Annotated in this window: 22 protein-coding genes; 7 read left to right on the top strand and 15 right to left on the bottom strand. The window is 41.2% G+C overall.

All coding sequences use genetic code 11. The features are described 5' to 3' along the window. Window positions 1-19 precede the first annotated feature (19 nt). The 12 genes from atpD to asnC all read right to left on the bottom strand — a co-directional run bounded on the left by atpD (window position 20) and on the right by asnC (window position 11,010). Window positions 20-1,402 carry a F0F1 ATP synthase subunit beta gene (atpD, locus tag C5469_RS07065; protein WP_054480377.1) on the bottom strand — a complete coding sequence of 461 codons (1,383 nt, stop codon included), beginning with the start codon at window positions 1,400-1,402 and terminating at the stop codon, window positions 20-22. A gap of 34 nt (window positions 1,403-1,436) precedes the next feature. Beyond that, complete coding sequence (atpG, locus tag C5469_RS07060) at window positions 1,437-2,300, bottom strand: F0F1 ATP synthase subunit gamma (RefSeq protein WP_166304279.1); 864 nt, start codon at window positions 2,298-2,300, stop codon at window positions 1,437-1,439. Window positions 2,301-2,358: 58 nt separating this feature from the next. Further along, window positions 2,359-3,900, bottom strand: coding sequence for a F0F1 ATP synthase subunit alpha (gene atpA / locus C5469_RS07055; RefSeq protein ID WP_166304276.1), 1,542 nt, complete (start codon window positions 3,898-3,900; stop codon window positions 2,359-2,361). A gap of 14 nt (window positions 3,901-3,914) precedes the next feature. Next, the gene (atpH, locus tag C5469_RS07050; protein ID WP_166304274.1) at window positions 3,915-4,448 is read right to left on the bottom strand and encodes a F0F1 ATP synthase subunit delta; all 534 of its coding nucleotides are present in this window, start codon (window positions 4,446-4,448) and stop codon (window positions 3,915-3,917) included. Between the two features lie 12 nt (window positions 4,449-4,460). Then, window positions 4,461-4,931: a F0F1 ATP synthase subunit B gene (gene atpF / locus C5469_RS07045; protein WP_021325028.1), complete on the bottom strand. Its 471-nt coding sequence runs from the start codon at window positions 4,929-4,931 to the stop codon at window positions 4,461-4,463. 57 nt (window positions 4,932-4,988) lie between these two features. Further along, entirely contained in the window at window positions 4,989-5,228 is a 240-nt protein-coding gene (gene atpE, locus C5469_RS07040) for a F0F1 ATP synthase subunit C (RefSeq protein ID WP_000429386.1), read from the bottom strand. Window positions 5,229-5,276: 48 nt separating this feature from the next. Then, on the bottom strand, window positions 5,277-6,098 hold the full coding sequence (atpB, locus tag C5469_RS07035; protein ID WP_166304271.1) for a F0F1 ATP synthase subunit A: 822 nt from the start codon (window positions 6,096-6,098) through the stop codon (window positions 5,277-5,279). A 29-nt stretch (window positions 6,099-6,127) separates the two neighbouring features. Next, window positions 6,128-6,505, bottom strand: coding sequence for a F0F1 ATP synthase subunit I (gene atpI / locus C5469_RS07030; protein ID WP_166304268.1), 378 nt, complete (start codon window positions 6,503-6,505; stop codon window positions 6,128-6,130). A gap of 609 nt (window positions 6,506-7,114) precedes the next feature. Further along, the gene (rsmG, locus tag C5469_RS07025; protein ID WP_166304265.1) at window positions 7,115-7,735 is read right to left on the bottom strand and encodes a 16S rRNA (guanine(527)-N(7))-methyltransferase RsmG; all 621 of its coding nucleotides are present in this window, start codon (window positions 7,733-7,735) and stop codon (window positions 7,115-7,117) included. 13 nt (window positions 7,736-7,748) lie between these two features. Then, entirely contained in the window at window positions 7,749-9,638 is a 1,890-nt protein-coding gene (gene mnmG, locus C5469_RS07020) for a tRNA uridine-5-carboxymethylaminomethyl(34) synthesis enzyme MnmG (protein ID WP_166304262.1), read from the bottom strand. A gap of 354 nt (window positions 9,639-9,992) precedes the next feature. Further along, window positions 9,993-10,457, bottom strand: coding sequence for an FMN-binding protein MioC (gene mioC / locus C5469_RS07015; RefSeq protein ID WP_166304259.1), 465 nt, complete (start codon window positions 10,455-10,457; stop codon window positions 9,993-9,995). Window positions 10,458-10,548: 91 nt separating this feature from the next. Further along, window positions 10,549-11,010, bottom strand: a complete 462-nt coding sequence (asnC, locus tag C5469_RS07010; protein ID WP_166304256.1) for a transcriptional regulator AsnC — start codon at window positions 11,008-11,010, stop codon at window positions 10,549-10,551. A gap of 166 nt (window positions 11,011-11,176) precedes the next feature. Between asnC and asnA the strand changes: the two genes are divergently transcribed. After that, window positions 11,177-12,169: an aspartate--ammonia ligase gene (gene asnA / locus C5469_RS07005; protein WP_166304253.1), complete on the top strand. Its 993-nt coding sequence runs from the start codon at window positions 11,177-11,179 to the stop codon at window positions 12,167-12,169. A gap of 5 nt (window positions 12,170-12,174) precedes the next feature. On the opposite strand, the gene viaA is transcribed toward asnA, so the two are convergent. Together viaA and ravA are read right to left on the bottom strand one after the other, a co-directional pair. Next, a complete protein-coding gene (viaA, locus tag C5469_RS07000) occupies window positions 12,175-13,632 on the bottom strand; it encodes an ATPase RavA stimulator ViaA (RefSeq protein WP_166304250.1) in 1,458 nt (485 codons plus the stop codon). A 4-nt stretch (window positions 13,633-13,636) separates the two neighbouring features. Next, window positions 13,637-15,136 (bottom strand): ATPase RavA, encoded by a 1,500-nt coding sequence (gene ravA, locus C5469_RS06995; RefSeq protein WP_166304248.1) that lies wholly within the window; start codon window positions 15,134-15,136, stop codon window positions 13,637-13,639. Between the two features lie 230 nt (window positions 15,137-15,366). On the opposite strand from ravA, the gene rbsD reads away from it, so the two are divergent. The 6 genes from rbsD to rbsR all read left to right on the top strand — a co-directional run bounded on the left by rbsD (window position 15,367) and on the right by rbsR (window position 21,187). Next, window positions 15,367-15,786 carry a D-ribose pyranase gene (rbsD, locus tag C5469_RS06990; RefSeq protein ID WP_166304245.1) on the top strand — a complete coding sequence of 140 codons (420 nt, stop codon included), beginning with the start codon at window positions 15,367-15,369 and terminating at the stop codon, window positions 15,784-15,786. A gap of 7 nt (window positions 15,787-15,793) precedes the next feature. Beyond that, window positions 15,794-17,299 carry a ribose ABC transporter ATP-binding protein RbsA gene (gene rbsA / locus C5469_RS06985; protein WP_166304243.1) on the top strand — a complete coding sequence of 502 codons (1,506 nt, stop codon included), beginning with the start codon at window positions 15,794-15,796 and terminating at the stop codon, window positions 17,297-17,299. 6 nt (window positions 17,300-17,305) lie between these two features. Beyond that, on the top strand, window positions 17,306-18,277 hold the full coding sequence (gene rbsC, locus C5469_RS06980) for a ribose ABC transporter permease (RefSeq protein ID WP_166304241.1): 972 nt from the start codon (window positions 17,306-17,308) through the stop codon (window positions 18,275-18,277). A 24-nt stretch (window positions 18,278-18,301) separates the two neighbouring features. Beyond that, entirely contained in the window at window positions 18,302-19,192 is an 891-nt protein-coding gene (rbsB, locus tag C5469_RS06975) for a ribose ABC transporter substrate-binding protein RbsB (RefSeq protein ID WP_166304238.1), read from the top strand. Between the two features lie 61 nt (window positions 19,193-19,253). Next, window positions 19,254-20,183, top strand: coding sequence for a ribokinase (gene rbsK, locus C5469_RS06970; protein ID WP_166304236.1), 930 nt, complete (start codon window positions 19,254-19,256; stop codon window positions 20,181-20,183). Between the two features lie 2 nt (window positions 20,184-20,185). Beyond that, window positions 20,186-21,187: a ribose operon transcriptional repressor RbsR gene (rbsR, locus tag C5469_RS06965; protein ID WP_166304234.1), complete on the top strand. Its 1,002-nt coding sequence runs from the start codon at window positions 20,186-20,188 to the stop codon at window positions 21,185-21,187. Here the strand turns inward: rbsR and mdtD are convergent. Then, window positions 21,184-22,575 (bottom strand): multidrug transporter subunit MdtD, encoded by a 1,392-nt coding sequence (gene mdtD, locus C5469_RS06960; protein ID WP_166304231.1) that lies wholly within the window; start codon window positions 22,573-22,575, stop codon window positions 21,184-21,186. The two genes, rbsR and mdtD, sit on opposite strands and share 4 nt — an antisense overlap. Window positions 22,576-23,131: the final 556 nt, after the last annotated feature.

The raw sequence follows: 23,131 nt of genomic DNA, 5'->3' as shown, positions 1-23,131 counted from the left end.
CAACCTCCGGTCAGCCGTATTAAAGTTTTTTCGCTTTTTCCACAGCTTCTTCGATGGTACCTACCATGTAGAACGCTTGTTCTGGCAGGTGGTCATAGTCACCTTCTAAGATACCTTTAAAACCACGGATAGTATCTTTCAGGGAAACGAACTTACCTGGTGAACCAGTAAAGACTTCTGCAACGAAGAATGGCTGAGACAGGAAACGCTGGATCTTACGAGCTCGTGCAACTACCAACTTATCGTCTTCTGACAGTTCATCCATACCCAGAATAGCGATAATATCTTTCAGTTCCTGATAACGTTGCAGAATAGACTGAACACCACGAGCAACGTTATAGTGCTCTTGACCAACAACCAATGGATCAAGCTGACGGCTAGTAGAATCCAGTGGATCAACCGCCGGGTAAATACCCAGAGAAGCAATCTGACGGCTCAGCACTACGGTTGCGTCCAAGTGGGCGAAAGTCGTCGCTGGAGATGGGTCAGTCAAGTCATCCGCAGGTACGTAAACAGCCTGTACGGAAGTGATAGAACCGGTTTTGGTGGAAGTAATACGTTCTTGCAGAACACCCATTTCTTCCGCCAGCGTTGGCTGATAACCTACCGCTGATGGCATACGGCCCAGCAGTGCAGACACTTCCGTACCTGCTAAGGTATAACGATAGATGTTATCAACGAATAACAGAACATCACGGCCTTCATCACGGAATTTCTCAGCCATTGTTAGGCCAGTCAACGCAACACGCAGACGGTTTCCTGGTGGCTCATTCATCTGACCATATACCAGGGATACTTTATCCAGTACGTTAGAATCTGTCATTTCGTGGTAGAAGTCGTTACCTTCACGGGTACGTTCACCTACACCGGCAAATACGGAGTAACCTGAGTGTTCAATCGCAATGTTACGGATAAGCTCCATCATGTTTACGGTTTTACCTACACCCGCACCACCAAACAGACCAACTTTACCACCCTTGGCGAATGGACAAATCAGGTCCATTACTTTGATACCCGTTTCCAGCAACTCTTGAGAGTTAGATAACTCTTCGTAGCTTGGAGCCGGGCGGTGAATAGCCCAACGCTCTTCTTCACCAATATCGCCTTTCATGTCGATTGGTTCACCCAATACGTTCATGATGCGACCCAGTGTCGCTTTACCAACTGGAACTTCGATTGGGTGACCTAAGTCAGTCACACTTAAACCACGGCTTAAGCCATCAGAAGTACCCATTGCAATACAACGAACAACGCCGCCGCCTAACTGCTGCTGAACTTCCAGCACCAGCTTAGCTTCGCCGTTTTGAACCTCAAGTGCATCGTATACTTTTGGTACAGCATCTTGAGGGAATTCGACGTCCACCACGGCGCCGATTACCTGGATAATCTTTCCAGTAGCCATCTTGAATCCTCTACGTAATTCGTAAACCTAGCTGTTAAACCGCGGAAGCACCCGAGACAATCTCGGTCAACTCCTGAGTTATGCTGGCCTGACGAGCTTTGTTATAAACCAACTGCAGCTCTTTGATCAGGCTGCCACCATTATCAGTCGCGGCTTTCATCGCCACCATTCTTGCGGCCTGTTCACTAGCCAGGTTTTCAACGACGCCCTGATAAACCTGCGACTCTACATAACGACGCAGTAGTATATCCAGCAACGCCTTAGGATCAGGTTCGTATAAATAATCCCAGGATTTCTTCTTCAGTGTTTCATCATCTCCGGCAGGCAGAGGCAATAACTGAGTAATAGTCGGTTCCTGAGACATTGTATTGATGAACTTGTTTGTCACCACATACAATTTATCCAGACGTCCTTCATCATATGCCCGCAACATGATATTAACTGGCCCGATCAATTCGGACAGTGAAGGGTTATCTCCCATGCCTGTAACCTGAGCAACAATATTGCCCCCAACAGATGCAAAGAAAGAAACAGCCTTAGAGCCGATAAGCGCCAGATCACACTGGACACCTTTATCAGACCAACTTTTCATGTCTAACAGTAGCTTTTTGAACAAATTAGTATTCAAACCACCGCACAAGCCACGATCGGTAGAAACAACCAGATACCCGACACGTTTAGTTTCACGTTCTTCAAGGTATGGATGTTTATATTCCAGATTACCTAACGCAAGGTGACCAATCACGCTGCGTATGGTTTCTGCATAAGGACGGCTGGCCGCCATGCGATCCTGCGTTTTACGCATTTTGGACGCAGCAACCATCTCCATCGCTTTAGTGATTTTTTGCGTGTTTTGCACGCTGGCGATCTTGGTACGTATTTCTTTTGCGCCGGCCATTCCTGATTCTCCTCATTAACCAGACGGCCCATGTTTAATTAAACCGGGCCGAATAGTGTTACCAGGACTGAGTTGCTTTGAAGGAGTTAAGCAGAGCATTCAGCTTTGCTTCGATCTCATCATTGTAACCACCAGACTGGTCAATCTCTTTCAGAAGATCAGCATGTTCACGGCTGGCATGCGCAAGCAGCGCAGACTCGAAATCAATAACTTTAGCAATTTCGATATCTTCCAGATAACCACGCTCCGCAGAAAACAGAGACAGTGACTGCTGTGCAACAGACATTGGCGCATACTGTTTCTGTTTCAGCAACTCAGTTACTTTTTGACCATGATCCAACTGTTTACGGGTTGCATCATCAAGGTCAGAAGCAAACTGAGAAAACGCTGCCAGTTCGCGGTACTGAGCCAAAGCAGTACGGATACCACCAGACAATTTCTTCACGATCTTAGTCTGAGCTGCACCACCTACACGGGATACGGAGATCCCTGGGTTAACTGCCGGACGAATACCCGCGTTAAACAAGCTGGATTCCAAGAAGATCTGACCATCAGTAATTGAAATAACGTTTGTTGGTACGAATGCTGATACGTCCCCTGCCTGAGTCTCAATGATAGGCAAAGCTGTCAGAGAACCTGTTTTACCTTTCACTTCACCATTAGTGAATTTTTCTACATATTCAGCGTTAACACGCGCAGCACGTTCCAGCAAACGGGAGTGCAGATAGAAAACATCACCAGGGAATGCTTCACGTCCTGGTGGACGACGGAGCAACAGAGAAATTTGACGATAAGCAACAGCTTGCTTAGATAAATCATCATAAACAATCAGCGCATCTTCACCGCGATCGCGGAAATATTCGCCCATTGCACAACCAGAATATGGTGCCAGATATTGCAATGCAGCAGATTCTGAAGCAGTCGCAACCACTACGATAGTATTGGCAAGAGCACCATGCTCTTCTAATTTACGAACAACGTTCGCAATAGTAGAAGCTTTCTGACCAACTGCAACATAAACACATTTAATGCCTGAATCACGCTGGTTAATGATTGCATCAATAGCCAGTGCGGTTTTACCCGTTTGACGGTCACCGATAATCAGTTCACGTTGACCACGACCGATAGGGATCATGGCGTCAACAGATTTATAACCTGTCTGTACCGGCTGATCTACGGATTGACGATCGATAACGCCTGGAGCAATCATTTCAACAGCAGAGAAACCATCATGCTCAACAGGACCTTTACCATCAATTGGTTCGCCCAGAGTGTTCACTACACGACCAAGCAAACCACGACCAACAGGTACTTCAAGAATACGGCCAGTACATTTAACCTTCATGCCTTCTGCTAAGTCAGCATACGGGCCCATCACAACCGCACCCACAGAGTCGCGCTCCAGGTTTAATGCGATTGCATAACGATTGCTAGGCAGTGCGATCATTTCACCCTGCATAACTTCGGCTAAACCGTGAATACGAATGATACCGTCGTTAACGGATACAATCGTACCTTCATTGTGAGCTTCACTCACTACATTGAACTGAGCAATGCGCTGCTTGATCAGTTCGCTGATTTCGGTGGAATTCAGTTGCATATGCTCCAGTCCCCTTAAGACTGCAAGACGTCTGTTAAGCGATCTAAACGGCCACGAATACTGCCATCAATCACCAAATCACCTGCGCGGACTACCACACCAGCAATAACAGACTTATCAATTTTGCAATTCAGCTTAACTTTGCGTGACAGACGTTTCTCCATCGCTGCAGAAATTTTAGCCAGCTGTTGCTCACTCAGTTCGGCAGCAGAAATTACTTCAACATCAACTGTTGATTCAAGTGACGCACGCAATTGAATAAATTGCTGCAAAACTTCCGGTAACGCTAATAAGCGACCGTTTTCTGCCATAATACGAATAAAGTTCTGAGCATGTTCATCGACCAGTTCACCGCAAATTGCGATGAAAGTATTGGCTAACGTTTCCGATGCCAATGAACCGGAAAGCAGTTCACCAACTTGCTCATTACGAGTCACCTCAGCTGTGAACACCAGCATATTCTGCCATTGTTCGAGCGATTGTTTTTCCACAGCAAAGTCAAAAGCTGCTTTGGCGTAGGGGCGAGCTACAGTAGCGAATTCAGACATGCCCCTCCCTCCTTACAGTTCAGCGACCAGTTTATCAACGATGTCGCTGTTAGCAGCTTCATCCACGGAACGTTCGATGATTTTCTCGGCACCTATGATAGCCAACATAGCGACCTGCTTACGCAACTCTTCCCGAGCACGCTTACGTTCGGCATCAATTTCTGCCTGAGCTTGCGCTACGATTCTGTTACGTTCCTGCTCAGCTTCCGCTTTTGCATCATCAAGGATCTGGGCTTTTTGTTTATTAGCCTGTTCAATGATGACCTGAGCTTCCGCTTTCGCTTTCTTCATTTGGTCGGTCGCATTGGCTTGCGCTAAGTCTAGGTCCTTTTTGGCACGTTCTGCAGAAGATAAGCCGTCAGCAATTTCTTTTTGACGCTTTTCAATGGCCGCCATGATTGGAGGCCATACAAACTTCATACAGAACATAACAAACAGGACAAACGCAATGGCCTGGCCGAGGATTGTTGCATTAAGATTCACAGCACAATACCTCTTTTAAATTAACGAGTTGACGTAGTTTCGAATTTTTTCTGCAAACTACGCGACAGCAAACATTACGTACAAGCCAAGGCCCACAGCAATCATCGGAATAGCGTCAACCAGACCCATAACGATAAAGAACTGTGTACGCAACAGAGGAATTAAATCCGGCTGACGAGCAGCACCTTCCAAAAATTTACCTCCGAGGATGCCGATACCGATCGCAGCACCGATTGCCGCCAAGCCCATCATTACAGCGGCAGCCATGTACAGCAGATCCATATTCAGGTTTTCCATGACAGTCTCCAGTTTGTTTCAGTTAAAACACAGTTATTGTGGTAAAAATTAATGTTCTTCAGATGCCATCGACAGATAAACAATCGTCAGAACCATGAAAATAAAGGCTTGTAACGTAATAATCAGTATGTGGAAAATAGCCCAAGGCAGGCTAAGCATCCACTGCGACCACCACGGTAACAGACCAGCTATAAGAATAAAGATCAATTCACCCGCATACATGTTACCAAACAGTCGTAGACCGAGTGATACTGGCTTTGAAAGCAGGCTAACCCCTTCCAGAATTAAGTTAATCGGAATAAACAGCGGATGATTAAAAGGCTGTAAAGTCAGCTCCTTTGTAAAACCACTAATCCCTTTCATCTTAATACTGTAGTAGAGAATGAGAACAAAGACACCGAGAGCCATCGACAAGGTAATACTGACGTCTGCTGTTGGTACAACACGCAGAGCAGGTAAGCCGAAGTATCCACCGATATAAGGGAGAAAATCGATTGGCAGTAGGTCCATTATATTCATCAATAACACCCAGACGAACACAGTTAATGCCAGAGGGGCAATCACTTTGCTCTTCCCGTGATACATATCACGAACGCTGTTATCAACAAAACCCATGATTAATTCTATAGCAGTCTGAAGTTTGCCAGGTACGCCACTGGTGGCATTAACCGCAACCTTTCTGAACACATACAGAAATAAAATCCCTAATACGACTGAGAAAAAAAGCGAGTCAATGTTCAACGTCCAGAACGTTGCAGAACCACCAGAGTTGGGATCGACCAACTCAAAGGTACGTAGGTCCAACTGAAGGTTATTCAGGTGGTGGCCTATGTAGTCCCTTGCAGTTGAAACTTCTCCTGATGCAGACATGATGCCTCTTACCCTTTGTTGTTGAAAACCTAACCGTTTATCACAGCTGATGCGATAATCTGCACAATCAGCACCACTAAATAAGTCAAACCTAGCGGTACAAACGCCGCTTTAAACACTCCTAAAGCAACAATCAGCACTGCTATCGTAATAATAACTTTCAACCCCTCGCCAATAGCGAAAAACCATGCAACACGTATAGAAACGTCTCCTTCTTTTGCTTTCTGAAAACTGGCAAGTAGCATAAAGATGGCATTCGGTAACCAACATGCTAATCCACCAGCAAAAGCAGAAGCGCCCCACTCTATACTTTTGGTACAAAAAGCCGCACTGAGAATAACAAAAGTCATTAACTGCAAAAACAGCAACTTCAGTGCAATTTTACCGTTGTAAAGGGATACAGACATGACTTTTGTTTTCTCCCCTGCACGTTTTGCATATCAGGTTTTGCTGAATGTTGTATAAAACTGCCTTTGCTTAAGAGTGTCAAGTGACAAAAACGTGCAAATTATACGGGCAGCCAAAATGAATTCAATCCATAAGTAGCGAAAAGGTGAACAATTATTTAAAATTTTTACTTTGGTACCAGATTACAAGCTAATTATTGTACTGATTCTTCGTCTTTAATAATTTCATGCTTTAAAATTTAAATGTGAGTTAAATCACAGAAAATTTTCATTTATTAATTATTTTTAACATTTTAAATAAATAAAAATAAAATATATAAACAATAAAATCAAAAACTTAAATAACATTATTGGAAATAAGGCTATTATATTATTGACTTAAATTACCAAGTTAATTTTTAGCTGTTTTAAAAAAGTGAATCTGATGAAAAAACGCTTTATCTGATTTTTAAAAGCTCAACTACCTTAATATCAAGATAACGTTACTTTTATGTGATAACTCGGTAAATTAAAGCTGAAACGAGACAAATCATAATTGACGATGTTGAACACAACACAATTGTGCTCAACATCACTAATTATTTATGACTTTATTGACAAATGACAAAATTAGTTTGATTTAAGTATAACCAGATGCCGTTGCCCTTCCAATTCAGGAACATCTAACTGAATAACTGAATCAACAGAAATTCCGGAAGGTAACATGGTAAGTTCCTCTTCAGGGAGTACACCTTTAAGCGCATAGAAGCGTCCATGAACAGACTTAGGTAAATGATTGCACCAAGAGACCATATCTTGTAGTGAAGCAAAAGCTCGGCTTATAACACCATCAAAAGGTGGCTCAGAAGGATACGTTTCAACCCTACTTTGCACTGGTTCGATATTTGCTAAACCAAGTTCATGCTGAACTTGACGCAAAAATCGGACTCTTTTACCTAAACTATCTAGCAATGTAAAATAAGAATCTGGACGAACAATAGCTAACGGGATACCCGGCAACCCCGGACCAGTTCCTATATCGATAAAACGATAACCTTGCAGATAGGGACTGACAATAATGCTATCCATGATATGACGCACTAACATTTGCTCAGGATCACGAACAGACGTGAGGTTATAGGTTTTATTCCACTTATTGAGCATATCAACATAGGCTATAAGCTGCTGTTTCTGCTGTTGTGAAAGTTTTATTCTTGCTTTAGTCAGCAACGATTCCAGTTTGTTAAGCACAATAAAGATCCTCTCAGGCACTGCGGCGCAGCAACCCTTGTTTTTTCAACCATACAAGCAAAATTGAAATTGCAGCAGGTGTTATTCCTGAAATACGTGAAGCCTGACCAATTGAGCTTGGTTTGTGATTATTGAGTTTAGCTACAACTTCATTGGAAAGACCACTAATCTGACAATAATCGAGATCAATCGGTAATGATGTATTTTCATTACGTAATTGTTTTTCAATTTCTTCCTGTTGACGGGCAATATACCCTTCATACTTGACTTGAATTTCAACCTGGTCAGCTGCTTGTAGTTCTTTAATACCTGGTGAGAACAGAGGTAATGAGGTCAACAGTTCGTAATTCATTTCTGGACGACGCAGTAAATCTTCACCATTAGCTTCTTTCGATAATGGCATTTTTAGTATCTTGTTGATGTCATCAAGGTTACTTGAATGAGGATGGACCCAAATATTACGCAGGCGCTGGCGCTCTTGTTCAATCATTTCTACCTTACGGCAATAATGTTCCCAACGTAAATCATCCACTAATCCTAATTCGCGACCTTTTTCTGTTAAGCGAAGGTCAGCATTATCTTCACGTAACATCAAGCGATACTCCGCTCGGGAAGTGAACATACGGTATGGTTCTTTAGTACCTAAAGTACACAAATCATCAACTAGAACGCCAATATAGGCTTGATCACGGCGAGGGAACCATCCCTCTTCTTCCGAAGCATAACGAGCTGCATTAAGACCAGCCAAAAGACCTTGGGCAGCAGCTTCTTCATAACCTGTCGTACCATTAATTTGCCCAGCAAAAAATAAGCCGTGTATAAATTTACTTTCCAGTGTTTGTTTCAGATCTCTTGGGTCGAAGAAATCGTATTCTATTGCATAACCAGGTCGAATGATGCGAGCATTTTCCAGTCCTTTCATGGAGTGAACAATTTGCATCTGTACATCAAATGGCAAACTGGTAGAAATGCCATTCGGATAAATTTCGTTACTGGTTAATCCTTCTGGTTCAAGGAAAATCTGATGAGCATTACGATCCGCAAAGCGCATGACTTTATCTTCGATCGAAGGACAGTAGCGCGGGCCGATCCCTTCAATGATCCCTGCATACATAGGACTGCGATCTAAATTGCTGCGGATCACATCGTGCGTTCTTTCATTGGTATGAGTGATATAACATGGCATCTGCTGTGGATGTTGCTCCACATTTCCAAGGAAAGAGAATACCGGTGTTGGATCATCACCTAGTTGTTGAGTTAATTGGCTAAAATCAATAGTTCTGGCATCAATACGTGGTGGTGTACCTGTTTTTAGTCTATTTACACGTAGAGGCAGCTCACGTAAACGTTGTGACAATGAAATTGCTGGAGGATCACCTGCTCTTCCCCCACTGTAATTCTCTAGGCCGATATGGATCTTACCGTCTAGGAATGTACCTACAGTTAGAACAATTGCTTTAGCTCTGAATTTAAGCCCCATACGGGTTATTGCACCAGTGACAGCACTGTTTTCAACAATTAGATCTTCTACGGGTTGTTGGAAAATCATCAGGTTAGGTTGATTTTCTAACGCTGTTCGTACAGCTTGACGGTAGAGAACCCTGTCAGCTTGAGCACGCGTTGCACGAACAGCAGGTCCTTTACTGGCATTTAAGGTTCTAAATTGAATACCAGCTTGATCAGTTGCCCTTGCCATTAGACCACCAAGTGCATCAATTTCTTTAACCAGATGTCCTTTACCAATCCCACCGATGGCTGGGTTACATGACATTTGGCCCAAAGTATCAATATTGTGAGTCAGTAATAAGGTTTGACGGCCCATACGAGCGGCTGCCATAGCAGCTTCAGTACCGGCATGACCACCACCGATAATGATGACGTCAAATTGCTCTGGATAAAACATGGTGATGAACCTTTCGTTGTAAGAATGCTAAGTGTGCATTATGGGAAGAGAATTCTACTCAAGTTTAAGCGATAGACCAAGTAGGCGATCTCGCCGGTAATTAAAAGAAGATCTTTTTATTTAAAGATCTCTTTATTAGATCTTTTATTAGGATCATGATCTTTTGTGGATAAGTTATTTTTCCTTAGTAAGATCATAACGCTGTAAAGGATCATTTGCTGTGAATGATCCGTGATCCTAGCAGGTATAAACTGGGATCTAAATTGGTAGTTATTCACAGAGCGATCGTGGACAGATAGTTATACTATGGATAACTACGGGTTAACCCCTGCTTTTTATATTAGTTATCCACAATCAACCGCTTGTTTTTTGCTCAATGTTGAGTGAGTTTGCCCAAATTTTAACCCATTCTTCTGCGGGATCTTCGGGGATCTCATGTTGTTGGATATCAATTTCTAGACGATCACCGAGACGTTTAGCACCATTTTCCATCAATAGTTGATCCAATGATCTTATTGCTCCACAGAAAGTATCGTATTCGGAACTACCAAGACCAATAGCTCCAAATGTTACTCTGCTGAGATCAGGTTTTTGTTCAGAAATTTCTTTTGCTAGTGGTTGTATGTTTTCTGGTAATTCTCCGGCACCATGCGTGGATGCTACTACCAGCCAAATCCCTTCTTGGGGAAGTTCATCTAAAGAAGGACCATGCAGCATTTCAGTGGAAAAGCCAGCATCTTCCAGAATTTCAGCCATATGTTCAGCTACGTATTCAGCGCCACCCATAGTACTGCCGCTGATTAAAGTAATCGTGGCCATAGTGATCCCAACAGATTTCAAGGATTGCTATTGTACGCTGTGAATCTGTTGGGATCTACCTGTGGATAATGTGGTTATAACAAATTTTATATTATGGCTTGATTGTCCGCATAATCGGGTTTTGCAAGGAGATCAGGGTTTCTGTTGATTGGATTTCATCAATAGTCTGTATTTTGTTGATAAGTACATCTTGAAGAGATTCAATTGAGCGGCACATAACTTTAATGAAAATACTGTAGTGACCTGTTGTGTAATAAACCTCAACCACTTCATCTAGATTGCCCAGCTTTTTTAGAGCTGATGGGTAATCTTTAGCGCTTTTAAGAATAATGCCAATAAAGCAACAGACGTCATAGCCAAGCTGTTTAGTGCTGATATCCACTCTGGTACCGGTGATGATCCCCGCCTGCTTCATTTTTTCTACACGAACGTGAATTGTTCCTGGGCTGACAGCAAATTTCTTTGCGAGTTCGGCATAAGGTGTACGTGCGTTGTCCATTAAAGCGTGAAGTATGTCACGGTCCAGATTATCGATCTGATAAATTTCTGCCATTTCTAACCTCGTTTTTTATTGAATCATCATTTTTTTCATCTTAAAAATGAATTTTTTAAACAATAAAGACTATTTTTATTAAAGTATATTGAATTTATTCCCCATTCTATTGCTTAATGTTTCTAACAGGACATCAGGGCCATTTAGAGAATTCGAGAATAATATTATGAAAAAGTCATTTATTGAGAAGCAGCAACAAATCAGTTTCGTGAAGTCTTTCTTTTCCCGCCTGCTGGAAAGCAAACTGGGTTTGATTGAAGTACAAGGACCAATGCTGAGCTGTTTGGGGGATGGAGTTCAGGACAACTTGTCCGGCTATGAAAAAGCTGTTCAGGTAAAAGTGAAGACTTTACCGGATTCAACTTTCGAAGTAGTGCATTCACTGGCTAAATGGAAACGTAAAACATTGGGACGTTTTGATTTCCAGCCAGAGCAAGGGCTTTATACTCACATGAAAGCATTGCGTCCGGATGAAGATCGCTTGACACCAATCCACTCTGTTTATGTTGATCAATGGGATTGGGAAAAAGTGATGGGAGATGGGCAACGCTCACTTGCTTATCTTAAACAGACAGTAGGTAAAATCTACGAAGCGATAAAAGAAACAGAAAAAGCTGTCAGCAAAGAATTTGGTCTGGCACCGTTCCTGCCGGATCAAATTCACTTTGTTCACAGTGAAGCGCTTCTGAGCCGTTATCCGGAGCTGGATGCAAAAGGACGCGAACGCGCTATTGCTAAAGAGTTGGGAGCTGTTTTCCTTATTGGTATCGGTGCAAAATTATCTGATGGGCAATCTCATGATGTTCGTGCATCAGATTACGATGATTGGACAACACCAAACAGTGATGGTTTTGTTGGTTTGAACGGTGACATCATTGTTTGGAACCCCGTTCTGGAGGATGCTTTTGAAATCTCTTCCATGGGTATCCGTGTTGATGCAGAAACACTGGAACGCCAATTGGCATTGACTGGTGATGAAGATCGTTTGCAATATGATTGGCACCAGGCGTTACTTAAAGGCGATATGCCACAATCAATTGGTGGCGGGATTGGTCAATCCCGTTTGGTGATGTTACTGCTGCAAATGGAACATATTGGTCAAGTTCAATGCAGCATATGGTCGCCTGAAGTACGCGAAACTGTAGAAGACATGCTCTGATTCGCTCAGTGACGCCACTTTCGTAGTAAACGGCTTTTGAGTCCGGTATCAAAGCGCCAGATATGATCGAATATCCGTATAATACCGGGCTTACCATATTGGGACATGGAGACCGCATGGAAGCGGTGTTGCTGATGCTGTTGCAGATTTTTTATCTGATGGATTAGTGAGTCCGGCAAACGTTGGGCAATGAAATCTGAAATAACAACAGCATCAGCATCTTTCCAATGTTGCACTTTCATTTTTTCTATTGTGCTTGTTAGGCAAAAAGCTAAATCTGTACCCCCTCTGAAAGTTTGACCGAGAAAACGAATAGCTTGTTCCAGACCATCTGATGAAGATAGTTCATAGTGCACAATTTCTGTAGCAAATAACATGATATGGCAGTTGCGATCATCAGCCAGTGCAATGCGTAACAATGCGAGACAAAAGGCTTTGGCACATTTTTCATTGAATCCTCCCATAGAGCCGGAAGTATCTACACAGACAATAAAGGGTCCTCGCGGTTTTTCTTCTTGGCTGTAATGAGTGACTGACCGTAATGTTGTTTTTTGTTTCCAACTATCCCCTTGTAATTGATAGGTAAGTAAACGCTTTTCTATCAATCTGCGATAAAATTCATATTCCAGCTCTTCAATTCCCAATATTGCCAGTTCTGTCGGTAACAAACGCAAAATATCATCACTTTGTCCTATACCATTTACCTGTTCAGGAATGGTATCCGGTATTCGTTCTATTGTGGTAAATGGTTCGAGAAGATGGTTTTCTTGTAGTTTTGATTTTGCAGATTGACTGCGCCCAAGTAATTGAGCCAGCTTTTCCAATTCAGGTTGTTGGCGAAGAAACTCACTATAATGAATCAATAACTGTGTATCATTTCGGGAATGATTTATCTGACTTTTACTCATATCCCATAACTGTCCTGCTGCTCTGTCATTTTCACTGAAAATAGGGTAGAGATTACCACTTAGTGTCAGCCTTTGTTGTAGTTCCGCCAATAATTGCTCTTTTTCTTGTTCCAATAATTCCTTGTGGAAGTTTGTGGTTTGCAGTATTAAATTGAGTCGCCATCGTTGAATAAACAAAGTTTGCAGTGTATTTGAATGATCAATAGCATTAGTTGCCAGTTTCTGGGCTTCTGCACAAAAAGGTGATTCAATTCGGCTCAGTGTTTCGAGAATATCGGGAAGTTTAAGGTAAAAATTATTTGTGCTGACAGGCAGTAATTGTTGGTATAACTGAAATTCTTCTGCCAGAGTTGCAGGAATTAATGCTTCTTTAATCCTTTGTTTTAAATCTTGTTTCCAGCCGGGAATGTCTTTCAACAGTGCACGTTTCAAGCGAGGATATTTTTCAAAAAAGATAGCCAACTGAGGTGAAGCCAAGAGGGTTAGTATGATCTCCTCTATCAGTTCCCCTTCGTTTACTGACAATAAAAGATCAAGGGTTGTTAGACTAATCATTTAATTAACCGTCCATTTTTATTTTCAGTTGGTTGATTTTATCTGTCAGTTGGATAAAGCTTTGTTCTATCGCATTAAGCCAATGACTTTCAATAAACAGGCATGGTTTATGTTGGTTAAATAATTGGCGTTGATGGTAAATTTCTTGATTAATTTTTTCCAATCTTTCCAGCCACTCGCTGTTTTTTTCATTTTGTTGGTGTTGACTATCTGGTAAATATAAAGTGGATGAACAACGGCTAATATCAAAAACTTCTATCTGCCGCGCTGAATTAATTTCGGCTATTATGTTTTGTGGAAAACCAATACTGTTCAGGCGAACTGGTAATTCTCCACCTTTGTTTATCCAGATATTCAGAGTCTTTTTTTCTATTTCAATGAAATTGACCTGAATGTCATGGATATGAAGAGGTGTATGCAGGAATAAAGTCAACTTCTCCTCATTGATATGATCGGGTAGCGAATATTGTGTTTTGTGTCCAAACAAACGGATTTCTTTTTCAAGCTGGAATGCCTGCTGATTATTTTTATCCTGACGGTCTTGAATCCATTGGTGATAAAGCGAGTCAATTTTCTGAGATGACATTCTTTGCTGATATGCCTGTTCGGTTATTAGAGTATTTAGATATTGAGGCAACAGTTTGAAAGAGTTAAGATCATGCCATAAACAATCTTTTAGTAATATTAAATCGAGCTGTGATATCTCTTTTCTGCCATTGAAGAAAGCACTGGCTTGCAATAAATGAATTGCTTTTTTCCAGCGTCGATCTGAAACGTAAGATGAGTGTTCTGTCATCTCAAGTTGTTGACGCAGTTGGTAGATAATATCAAAACAACTATCTGGCAGGGCTATTTTATTAATCTCATTTTGCCATTGATAAAATTCTTCACTTGTTATCTGAATGTTTTCAGGGACAGGGTTATCAATTTCATTTTTGTGGTTAGTGAGTAATGCTCGGAAATTCTGTTTTTCCTGAATTTTATCCAACCAAATACGGATTAGCATTCGGTCATAAAGAGCTTCAAGGCTACTATCTGCTTCAGGTAATTCATTGGAGGCTGTTACTAGTAACCTCATTGGAATTTTTTCTTCGATATCCCCGTTTCTGAATTTTCTTTCATTAATAGCCGTCAGCAAGGTATTAAGAATTGCTGGGCCAGCTTTCCATATTTCATCAAGAAAAACAATTTCAGTTTCAGGTAAATAGCCGGCAGTTAGGCGTTGATAACGTCCTTCTTCTTTTAACGCTTGAATAGAAAGAGGCCCGAAAATTTCTTCAGGAGTAGAGAAACGGGTCATCAGATATTCAAATGCTCTGGCATCATGAAACGCAAATTTCAATCGGCGTGCTATCAGACTTTTGGCGATTCCTGGAGGGCCAAGTAGAAAAACACTTTCCCCACACAATGCGGCTAGCAAACATAAACGAATAGCCTGTTGTCTTTCATACAGGCCACTTTCCAGATAGTTACTTAAACGAGCTATTTTTTCTGCTATTCGCATAATCCATACCAATGTTATCTACTGGGTTAAATAAATTATTAGCTATGACAGATAATATTTACTTAAAAATCGATTCAGCGTCAAATATTCAATAAGTTAACGTTTGTTTTTTGTTTTTTTATTAGCGAAACGTTTCGATAACGATCACACTTTTGTATCAATAATGTTGCATTTTAAATGTTACTTTCTATATTGCTTAATTAGCGAAACGTTTCGCTAATGGAATAAAAATGAAAAAAGGTGTATTGCTTAATTCTGAAATTTCAGCCGTAATTTCTAGGCTGGGGCATACTGACCAGATTACAATTGGTGATGCTGGATTACCAATTCCTTCTTCAGCCCAGCGGATTGATTTGGCGCTAACCCAGGGGATTCCCTGTTTTATATCTGTTCTCAAAGTCGTTACTCAGGAAATGCAGGTTGAAGCTGCATTTTTAGCAGAGGAGATCATTAGCCATAATCCTTTGATTCATCAATTAATATTGGATCAAATTAAAGAGCTTGAGAAACAGCAAAGGAATTCAATCACTATAGAATATATTAGTCATAATACATTAAAAGAGAAAACGGAACATAGCCGAGCGATGATTCGTACCGGAGAAAATTCTCCTTATGCCAATATCATCCTTTGTGCTGGTGTAACTTTCTGAGGTGGTTATGCAACCTGTATTAGAACTAAAAGGAATTGGTAAATCCTTTCCTGGTGTCAAAGCATTATCTGACGCGGCGTTACGTGTTTACCCGGGCAAAGTTATGGCATTGGTAGGAGAGAATGGTGCAGGTAAATCCACGATGATGAAAGTGTTGACTGGGATATATACCAGAGATACGGGCATGATTCATTATTTGGGCAAAGAAGTGACTTTTTCTAGCCCTAAATCCTCTCAGGAGGCGGGTATCGGAATTATCCATCAAGAATTAAATCTTATTCCTCAACTGACTATTGCTGAAAATATTTTTTTGGGACGCGAATTTGTTAATAAATTCGGTACCATCGACTGGAAGAAAATGTATCAGGAAGCGGATCGCCTTTTGAGAAAGTTGAATCTGAGTTATAGCAGTCACCGGCGGGTAGCTGAACTTTCTATCGGTGGGCAGCAAATGGTTGAAATAGCCAAAGTGCTGAGTTTTGAATCCAAAGTTATCATTATGGATGAGCCAACAGATGCACTGACTGATACAGAAACCGAATCATTGTTCAGAGTGATACGTGAACTGAAATTCCAAGGATGCGGTATTGTTTATATATCCCATCGTCTGAAAGATATTTTTGAAATATGTGATGATGTTACGGTATTCCGTGATGGACAATTTATTAGTGAAAAACAGGTAAAAGAATTAAAAGAAGACGACTTAATTGAGATGATGGTTGGTCGAAAACTGGAAGATCAATATCCCCGCCTGAATTTACCTCGTGGTAAGAAACGGCTTGAAGTTGAGAAAATTTCTGGTCCTGGTGTGAGAAATGTCAGTTTTTCCCTTTATATCGGAGAAATTCTGGGTATATCGGGATTGATGGGGGCAGGCCGTTCGGAATTAATGAGAATTATTTATGGTGCATTGCCAAAAACGCAAGGGCAGATTACTTTGGATGGGAATCCCGTTATAACTCGTAACCCTCAGGATGCGTTAGCTTATGGGATTGTTTATATTTCAGAAGATCGGAAGCGTGATGGCTTAATTTTGGGAATGTCAGTTAAAGAGAATATGTCTCTGACTGCCTTACGTTATTTCAGTAACAAATCAGGTGGCCTGAATCATAAAGAAGAGCGGCAGACAGTTAGTGCTTTTATTAAGTTGTTTAATATTAAAACGCCTTCAATGGAACAAACGATTAGCCTACTTTCTGGGGGTAATCAGCAAAAAGTGGCAATTGCTCGTGGATTAATGACCAAACCAAAAGTTCTTATCCTGGATGAGCCTACTCGAGGTGTAGATGTCGGTGCAAAAAAAGAAATTTATCAGCTAATTAATCAGTTCAAAAAAGAAGGTTTGAGCATCATACTCGTTTCTTCTGAAATGCCCGAAGTGATAGGAATGAGTGACCGGATTTTGGTCATGTATGAAGGTCATATTAGCGGAGAATTCCTTGCTGAACAAGCAACCCAAGAGGCTTTAATGGCGGCAGCTGTTGGCAAACAATACGATGTGATTCAGGAGTAATTCGGTATGAGTTCTAATGTATCACCGATATCTAAACGTTGGTTTACTAGAGAATGGCTGCTGGAGCAAAAATCGCTGATTGCGTTGTTAATACTGATAGCAATAGTTTCCTCTCTTAGCCCGAATTTTTTCACGTTAAATAATTTGCTTAACATTCTGCAACAGACATCAGTTAACGCCATTATGGCAGTTGGGATGACACTAGTTATTCTAACATCTGGTATTGATCTGTCTGTTGGTTCATTGCTTGCGTTGACAGGAGCAGTGGCAGCTTCACTGGTTGGAATGGAAGTTAATGCATTAGTGGCTATAGTTGGTGCTTTAGCTTTAGGTGCTGCGATCGGTGCTGGTACAGGAATAATTATTGCTAAAGGTAAGGTACAAGCCTTTATTGCTACTCTGGTCATGATGTTATTACTTCGTGGAATAACTCGCGTCTATACTGATGGCAGCCCGATAAATACAGGATTCAGTGATAATGCAGATCTATTTAGCTGGTTTGGTATTGGTCGTCCATTGGGTATTCCTACTCCAGTATGGTTGATGTTGATAGTTTTTGTTATTGTTTGGTACATCCTACACCATACCCGTTTGGGCCGTTATATTTATGCTTTAGGCGGTAATGAATCAGCTACTCGTTTGTCCGGTATCAGCGTCGATAAAATCAAGATTATCGTTTATTCCTTATGTGGCTTACTGACTGCACTGGCAAGTATTATTGAGGTAGCTCGTCTTTCTTCTGCTCAGCCAATGGCAGGGAATGGTTATGAACTAGATGCGATTGCTGCCGTAGTATTAGGAGGAACCCGTCTGGCAGGTGGTAAGGGGTTAATTGTTGGTACTCTAATTGGTGCGCTGATCCTCGGTTTTTTAAATAATGGCTTAAACTTATTAGGTATTTCTTCTAACTACCAGATGATCGTTAAAGCAGTTGTAATATTGTTGGCAGTTCTGATTGATAACAAAAATGGCAAATAACCTCATCCTACAGGAAATAACACAATGAAAATGAAGAAATTGGCAGCAATTTTATCTGTTGTTGCACTAAGTGCGACTATGAGTGCTAATGCCCTGGCAAAAGACACTATCGCGTTGGTCATTTCTACACTGAATAATCCATTCTTTGTCACCATGAAAGACAGTGCTCAAAAAGAAGCAAATAAGTTGGGTTATAACTTGATTGTCTTGGATTCTCAGGATAATCCTGCGAAAGAATTGGCCAATGTTCAGGATCTAACGGTACGTGGCACTAAATTGATGTTGATTAACCCAACTGACTCTGATGCTGTAGGTAATGCCATTATCATGGCTAACAATGCGAAAATTCCGGTAATTACTCTCGATCGGATAGCGAATAAAGGTAGCGTTGTTAGCCATATTGCTTCTGATAACCGGCGGGGGGGTAAAATAGCGGGCAATTTTATTGCTGAAAAATTAGGGAATGGAGTACAAATTATTCAGTTGGAAGGTATTACTGGCACATCTGCTGCCCGCGAACGTGGTGAAGGATTTAATAAAGTAGCACAAGAGCATAAATTTAATGTGTTGACTAGTCAGACTGCTGATTTTGACCGTACAAAAGGCTTGAACGTTATGCAGAATTTACTAACAGCTCATCCGGATGTGCAAGCTGTGTTTGCTCAAAATGATGAAATGGCGTTGGGTGCACTGCGTGCTTTGCAGACGGCAGGGAAAAGTGATGTATTAGTTGTTGGTTTTGATGGTACTGAAGATGGTATCAAAGCTGTTCAAGGTGGAAAGCTAGGAGCAACAATCGCTCAGCGTCCTGATCAGATTGGTATCATTGGTATTCAGACCGCAGATAAGGTGCTGAAAGGTGAAAAAGTTGATGCCATCATTCCTGTGGAGTTGGAGTTAGTTATTAAAAAATAAGCCAATGTGACTGTGCCATTGCTATTGATGGTAGTGGCTTGATGGAAAAGGATTAAGTGTAATGAGTACAGCAAAACTTGCAGTGGTTGGCAGCATCAATGCTGACCATATATTAAACCTTGAATCATTCCCTCGTCCGGGTGAAACGGTGATCGGGAAACAATATCAGATTGCTTTTGGTGGTAAAGGTGCTAACCAGGCAGTAGCTGCAAGTCGCAGTGGCGCAGACATTACATTTATTGCTTGTGTAGGTCAGGATGATATTGGTTCCCGTATTTGCCAACAATTAGCAATGGATAATATAAAAATTTCCAGCATTGAAGCTATTGAAGGGGAAACAACAGGTGTAGCGTTGATTCTTGTAAATCAACAAGGTGAAAATGTTATTGGCATCAATGCAGGGGCTAATGCTGCATTAACACCAGAATATTTTCATTGTTACCAAAATATTATCAAAGAGGCAGATGCATTATTAATACAACTTGAATCACCATTGGAAACGGTACAACTTGCGGCAGAGACAGCTAAACAGAATAATACGAAAGTCATACTAAATCCGGCACCGGCACAAAAGTTATCTGATCAGTTGCTCTCTTTGGTGGATATTATTACGCCGAATGAAACTGAAGCTGAATATCTGACCGGAATTACAGTAAAAGATAATTCTGATGCAGAAAAAGCGGCTCAAGTATTACATAGTAAAGGTATTGAAACGGTAATTATTACATTGGGTAGCCGTGGAGCATGGTTGAGTGAGAAAGGTCAGAATGGAAAACTTGTTCCGGGACTTAAAGTTAAAGTTGTAGATACTATTGCGGCAGGAGATACTTTTAATGGTGCATTGGTAACGGCATTATTGGAAGGAAAAGAGATGTTATCTGCTGTACGATTTGCCCATTGCGCTGCTGCAATAGCAGTAACCCGTCAGGGAGCTCAACCATCTATTCCATGGCGAAATGAAATTGATGCTTTTTTAACTGAACAGGACTAACAGTGGCTACAATTAAAGATGTTGCTCGCTTTGCGGGTGTTTCTACATCAACTGTGTCTCATGTTATTAACAATAACCGTTATGTCAGTGATGGTGTAAAAAAGAAAGTTAATGATGCTATTGTTCAACTGAATTACGCGCCATCGGCGCTTGCCCGCAGTCTCAAAATCAAGCAAACCAAGACCATTGGTATGCTGGTAACAACCAGTAATAACCCTTTTTATGCTGAAATTGTAAGAGGGGTGGAACGAAGCTGTTATGAACGTGGTTACAGTCTTATTCTGTGTAATACAGAAGGTGATATCAAACGGATGGACCACAGCATGGAAACTCTGTTGCAAAAACGGGTAGATGGATTGCTTATCATGTGTACTGAAAACCAATGCACTTCCTGCGATGTTTTGCTTCGTTATCCTCCTTTACCGATGGTTATGATGGACTGGTCTCCATTTGATATTGTTGGCGATATTATCCAGGACAACTCCTTGTTGGGGGGTGAAATTGCGACTAATCACCTTATTAGCTGTGGTTTTAAAAAAATAGCCTGTATTGCAGGCCCACAAGATAAAACTCCAGCCCTCCATCGATTGGAAGGGTATAGAAAGGCAATGGCAAACGCTGGCTTTGTTATTCCTGACGGATATGAAATTTACAGTGATTTTGAGTTTGCTGGTGGTTTTGAATCAATGCAGAAGTTGTTGCAGCATCCAGAACCACCAGAAGCTGTTTTTGCCGGTAATGATGCAATGGCTGTTGGCGCTTATCAGGCTATTTACCAAGCTGGGCTTTCTGTGCCAAATGATATTTCCATCATTGGGTATGATGATATCGATCTTGCCCCTTATATGATCCCACCTTTGACAACCATTCATCAGCCGAAAGATGAACTGGGGAAATTAGCTATTGATACTTTGCTTTATCGGATGAGTAATCCGGAAAGTGATCCTAAATTGTTAGTATTAACTCCAACATTAATTGAGCGTAACTCAGTTTTCCGTTCTTAAATACTCTTTTTCTCAATTAAATTATCTCCATCTTCCTTATGTAGGAATAGGAAGGAGGAAGAAGAGAGTAAAGTCATTATTCCCACAGCAATAAAAGTACTATGGAAGTGATCAACTGTTGTTCCATAAGGCATGGAATCATAGAAACGGAGAATCGCTGCGCTTACCGCAACACCGAAACTAATAGATAACTGTTGAGTTACAGCCAATAAACTATTTCCTGAGCTAGCATTATCATTAGTTATATCAGCTAGAGTGATGGTATTCATAGAAGTAAACTGAATAGACACAGCCATACCCAGTAAAAATAGCGGAATAACTAAAAGAACAACGGACATTTCTGGTGATTGCAGTGAAAATTGAGAAATCATCAGGCCGATAATGACTGTTATACTGACCAGAGTCTTTCGATAACCAAAGCGAGTCAGTACATTAGTCACAAAAGACTTGGCAATAATGGAACCGATAGCTGTTGGTGCCATTATCATCCCGGCAATGGCTGCTGGATAACCAAATCCGACTTGTAACATTAAAGGCATCAGAAAAGGAATACATCCAGTTCCCAAGCGTGTAACGATATTACCGATGATACCAATAGAAAATGTGCGAGTGCGGAATAAGTTCAGACTGATTAGTGGCTGGGTGTGTTTTCGGGCATGCATCAAGTAACCAAATAACATTATAAAACCAACAAGCATAACTGTGAGTGGTATATAACTTGGTAATGCACTTTCTCCTAGTAAATCCAAACTGACAGAAACCATTATTAAACTCAGTCCGAAAAGTATGAATCCGGAAAAGTCGAATGAACGTTTTGGCATTGTAAAATTAGGCATATGTTTTTTAGCATAAATAACCCCCAATAAACCGATTGGAATATTGATAATAAATATCCAATGCCAGGTAGCATAAGTTACTAATAATCCACCAAGCATAGGACCGAGAATGGGCCCTACTAATCCCGGCATAGTGACAAAATTCAGAACGGGTAAAAGTTCACTACGTGGATATGCGCGTAATAAAGCAAGACGAGCAACAGGCATCATCATTGCACCACCAATTCCTTGAATTACCCGGGAAACAACCAGAAAAGCTAAATTGCCTGATAAAGCACAGGCAAGAGAGCCAAAAGAAAACAAGGATACAGCAAGAATAAAAATCCGGCGGGTACCGAAACGATCAGCTAACCAGCCACTGACTGGAATTAGCAGGGCAACCGTCAGAGTATAGCTGACAACAGCTGATTGCATCGCTAAGGGGGAGTGTTCGAGGCTTTCAGCAATAGCGGGCAATGCTGTGTTGAGAATTGTTGCATCTAAAGCTTGCATAAAGAAAGCTATTGCGGCAATCCAGGGTAGCCCCGCCATATTACGAGCGGTTTTTACCATTAAATAATCCTGTTTATTTACCTAACCAATATTTGATTAGATATTAATCTAACACATTACTATATAAGATCATTCTCTGTTGTCCGATTTTTTCAGCTAAAACTAAAAGAATAAGAAAGGTTTTTTTGGAAGCTTTTTTTGTGTTTTAAATAGCTAATAGGTACGACCATTCCCGGAAACCACTTTTAAATTTGAGAAAATTAGTGTCGACAACATCAGTTTTTGTATAAAAAACTCTCAAAAATACAATATTTGTTGAAAAAAAACACGAACGAAAGTTTTTTTCAAATAAACACTTGCCAGCGCCGAAGAACGCCCTATAATGCGCCTCCACTGACCGACACCCCGCTGAGAAAAAAGCTGGTGGGGTCAGGCAGAGCAACGTGAATAAGCGTTTGACTCTGCGGGCGAACAGTGTAATATACGCAGCCCGGCTGACCGGGAACATGCGATTTTATGGCAGCCTGCTCTTTAACAATTAATCAGACAATCTGTGTGGGCACTCACAAGACGGTATCACAAAAAAATACTGACAAGTCTTGAAGAGTGAACAACA

The sequence above is a fragment of the Photorhabdus cinerea genome (assembly GCF_011189575.1).
GTDB classification, from domain to species: domain Bacteria; phylum Pseudomonadota; class Gammaproteobacteria; order Enterobacterales; family Enterobacteriaceae; genus Photorhabdus; species Photorhabdus cinerea.
This window is presented reverse-complemented; position numbering and strand designations above follow the sequence as displayed.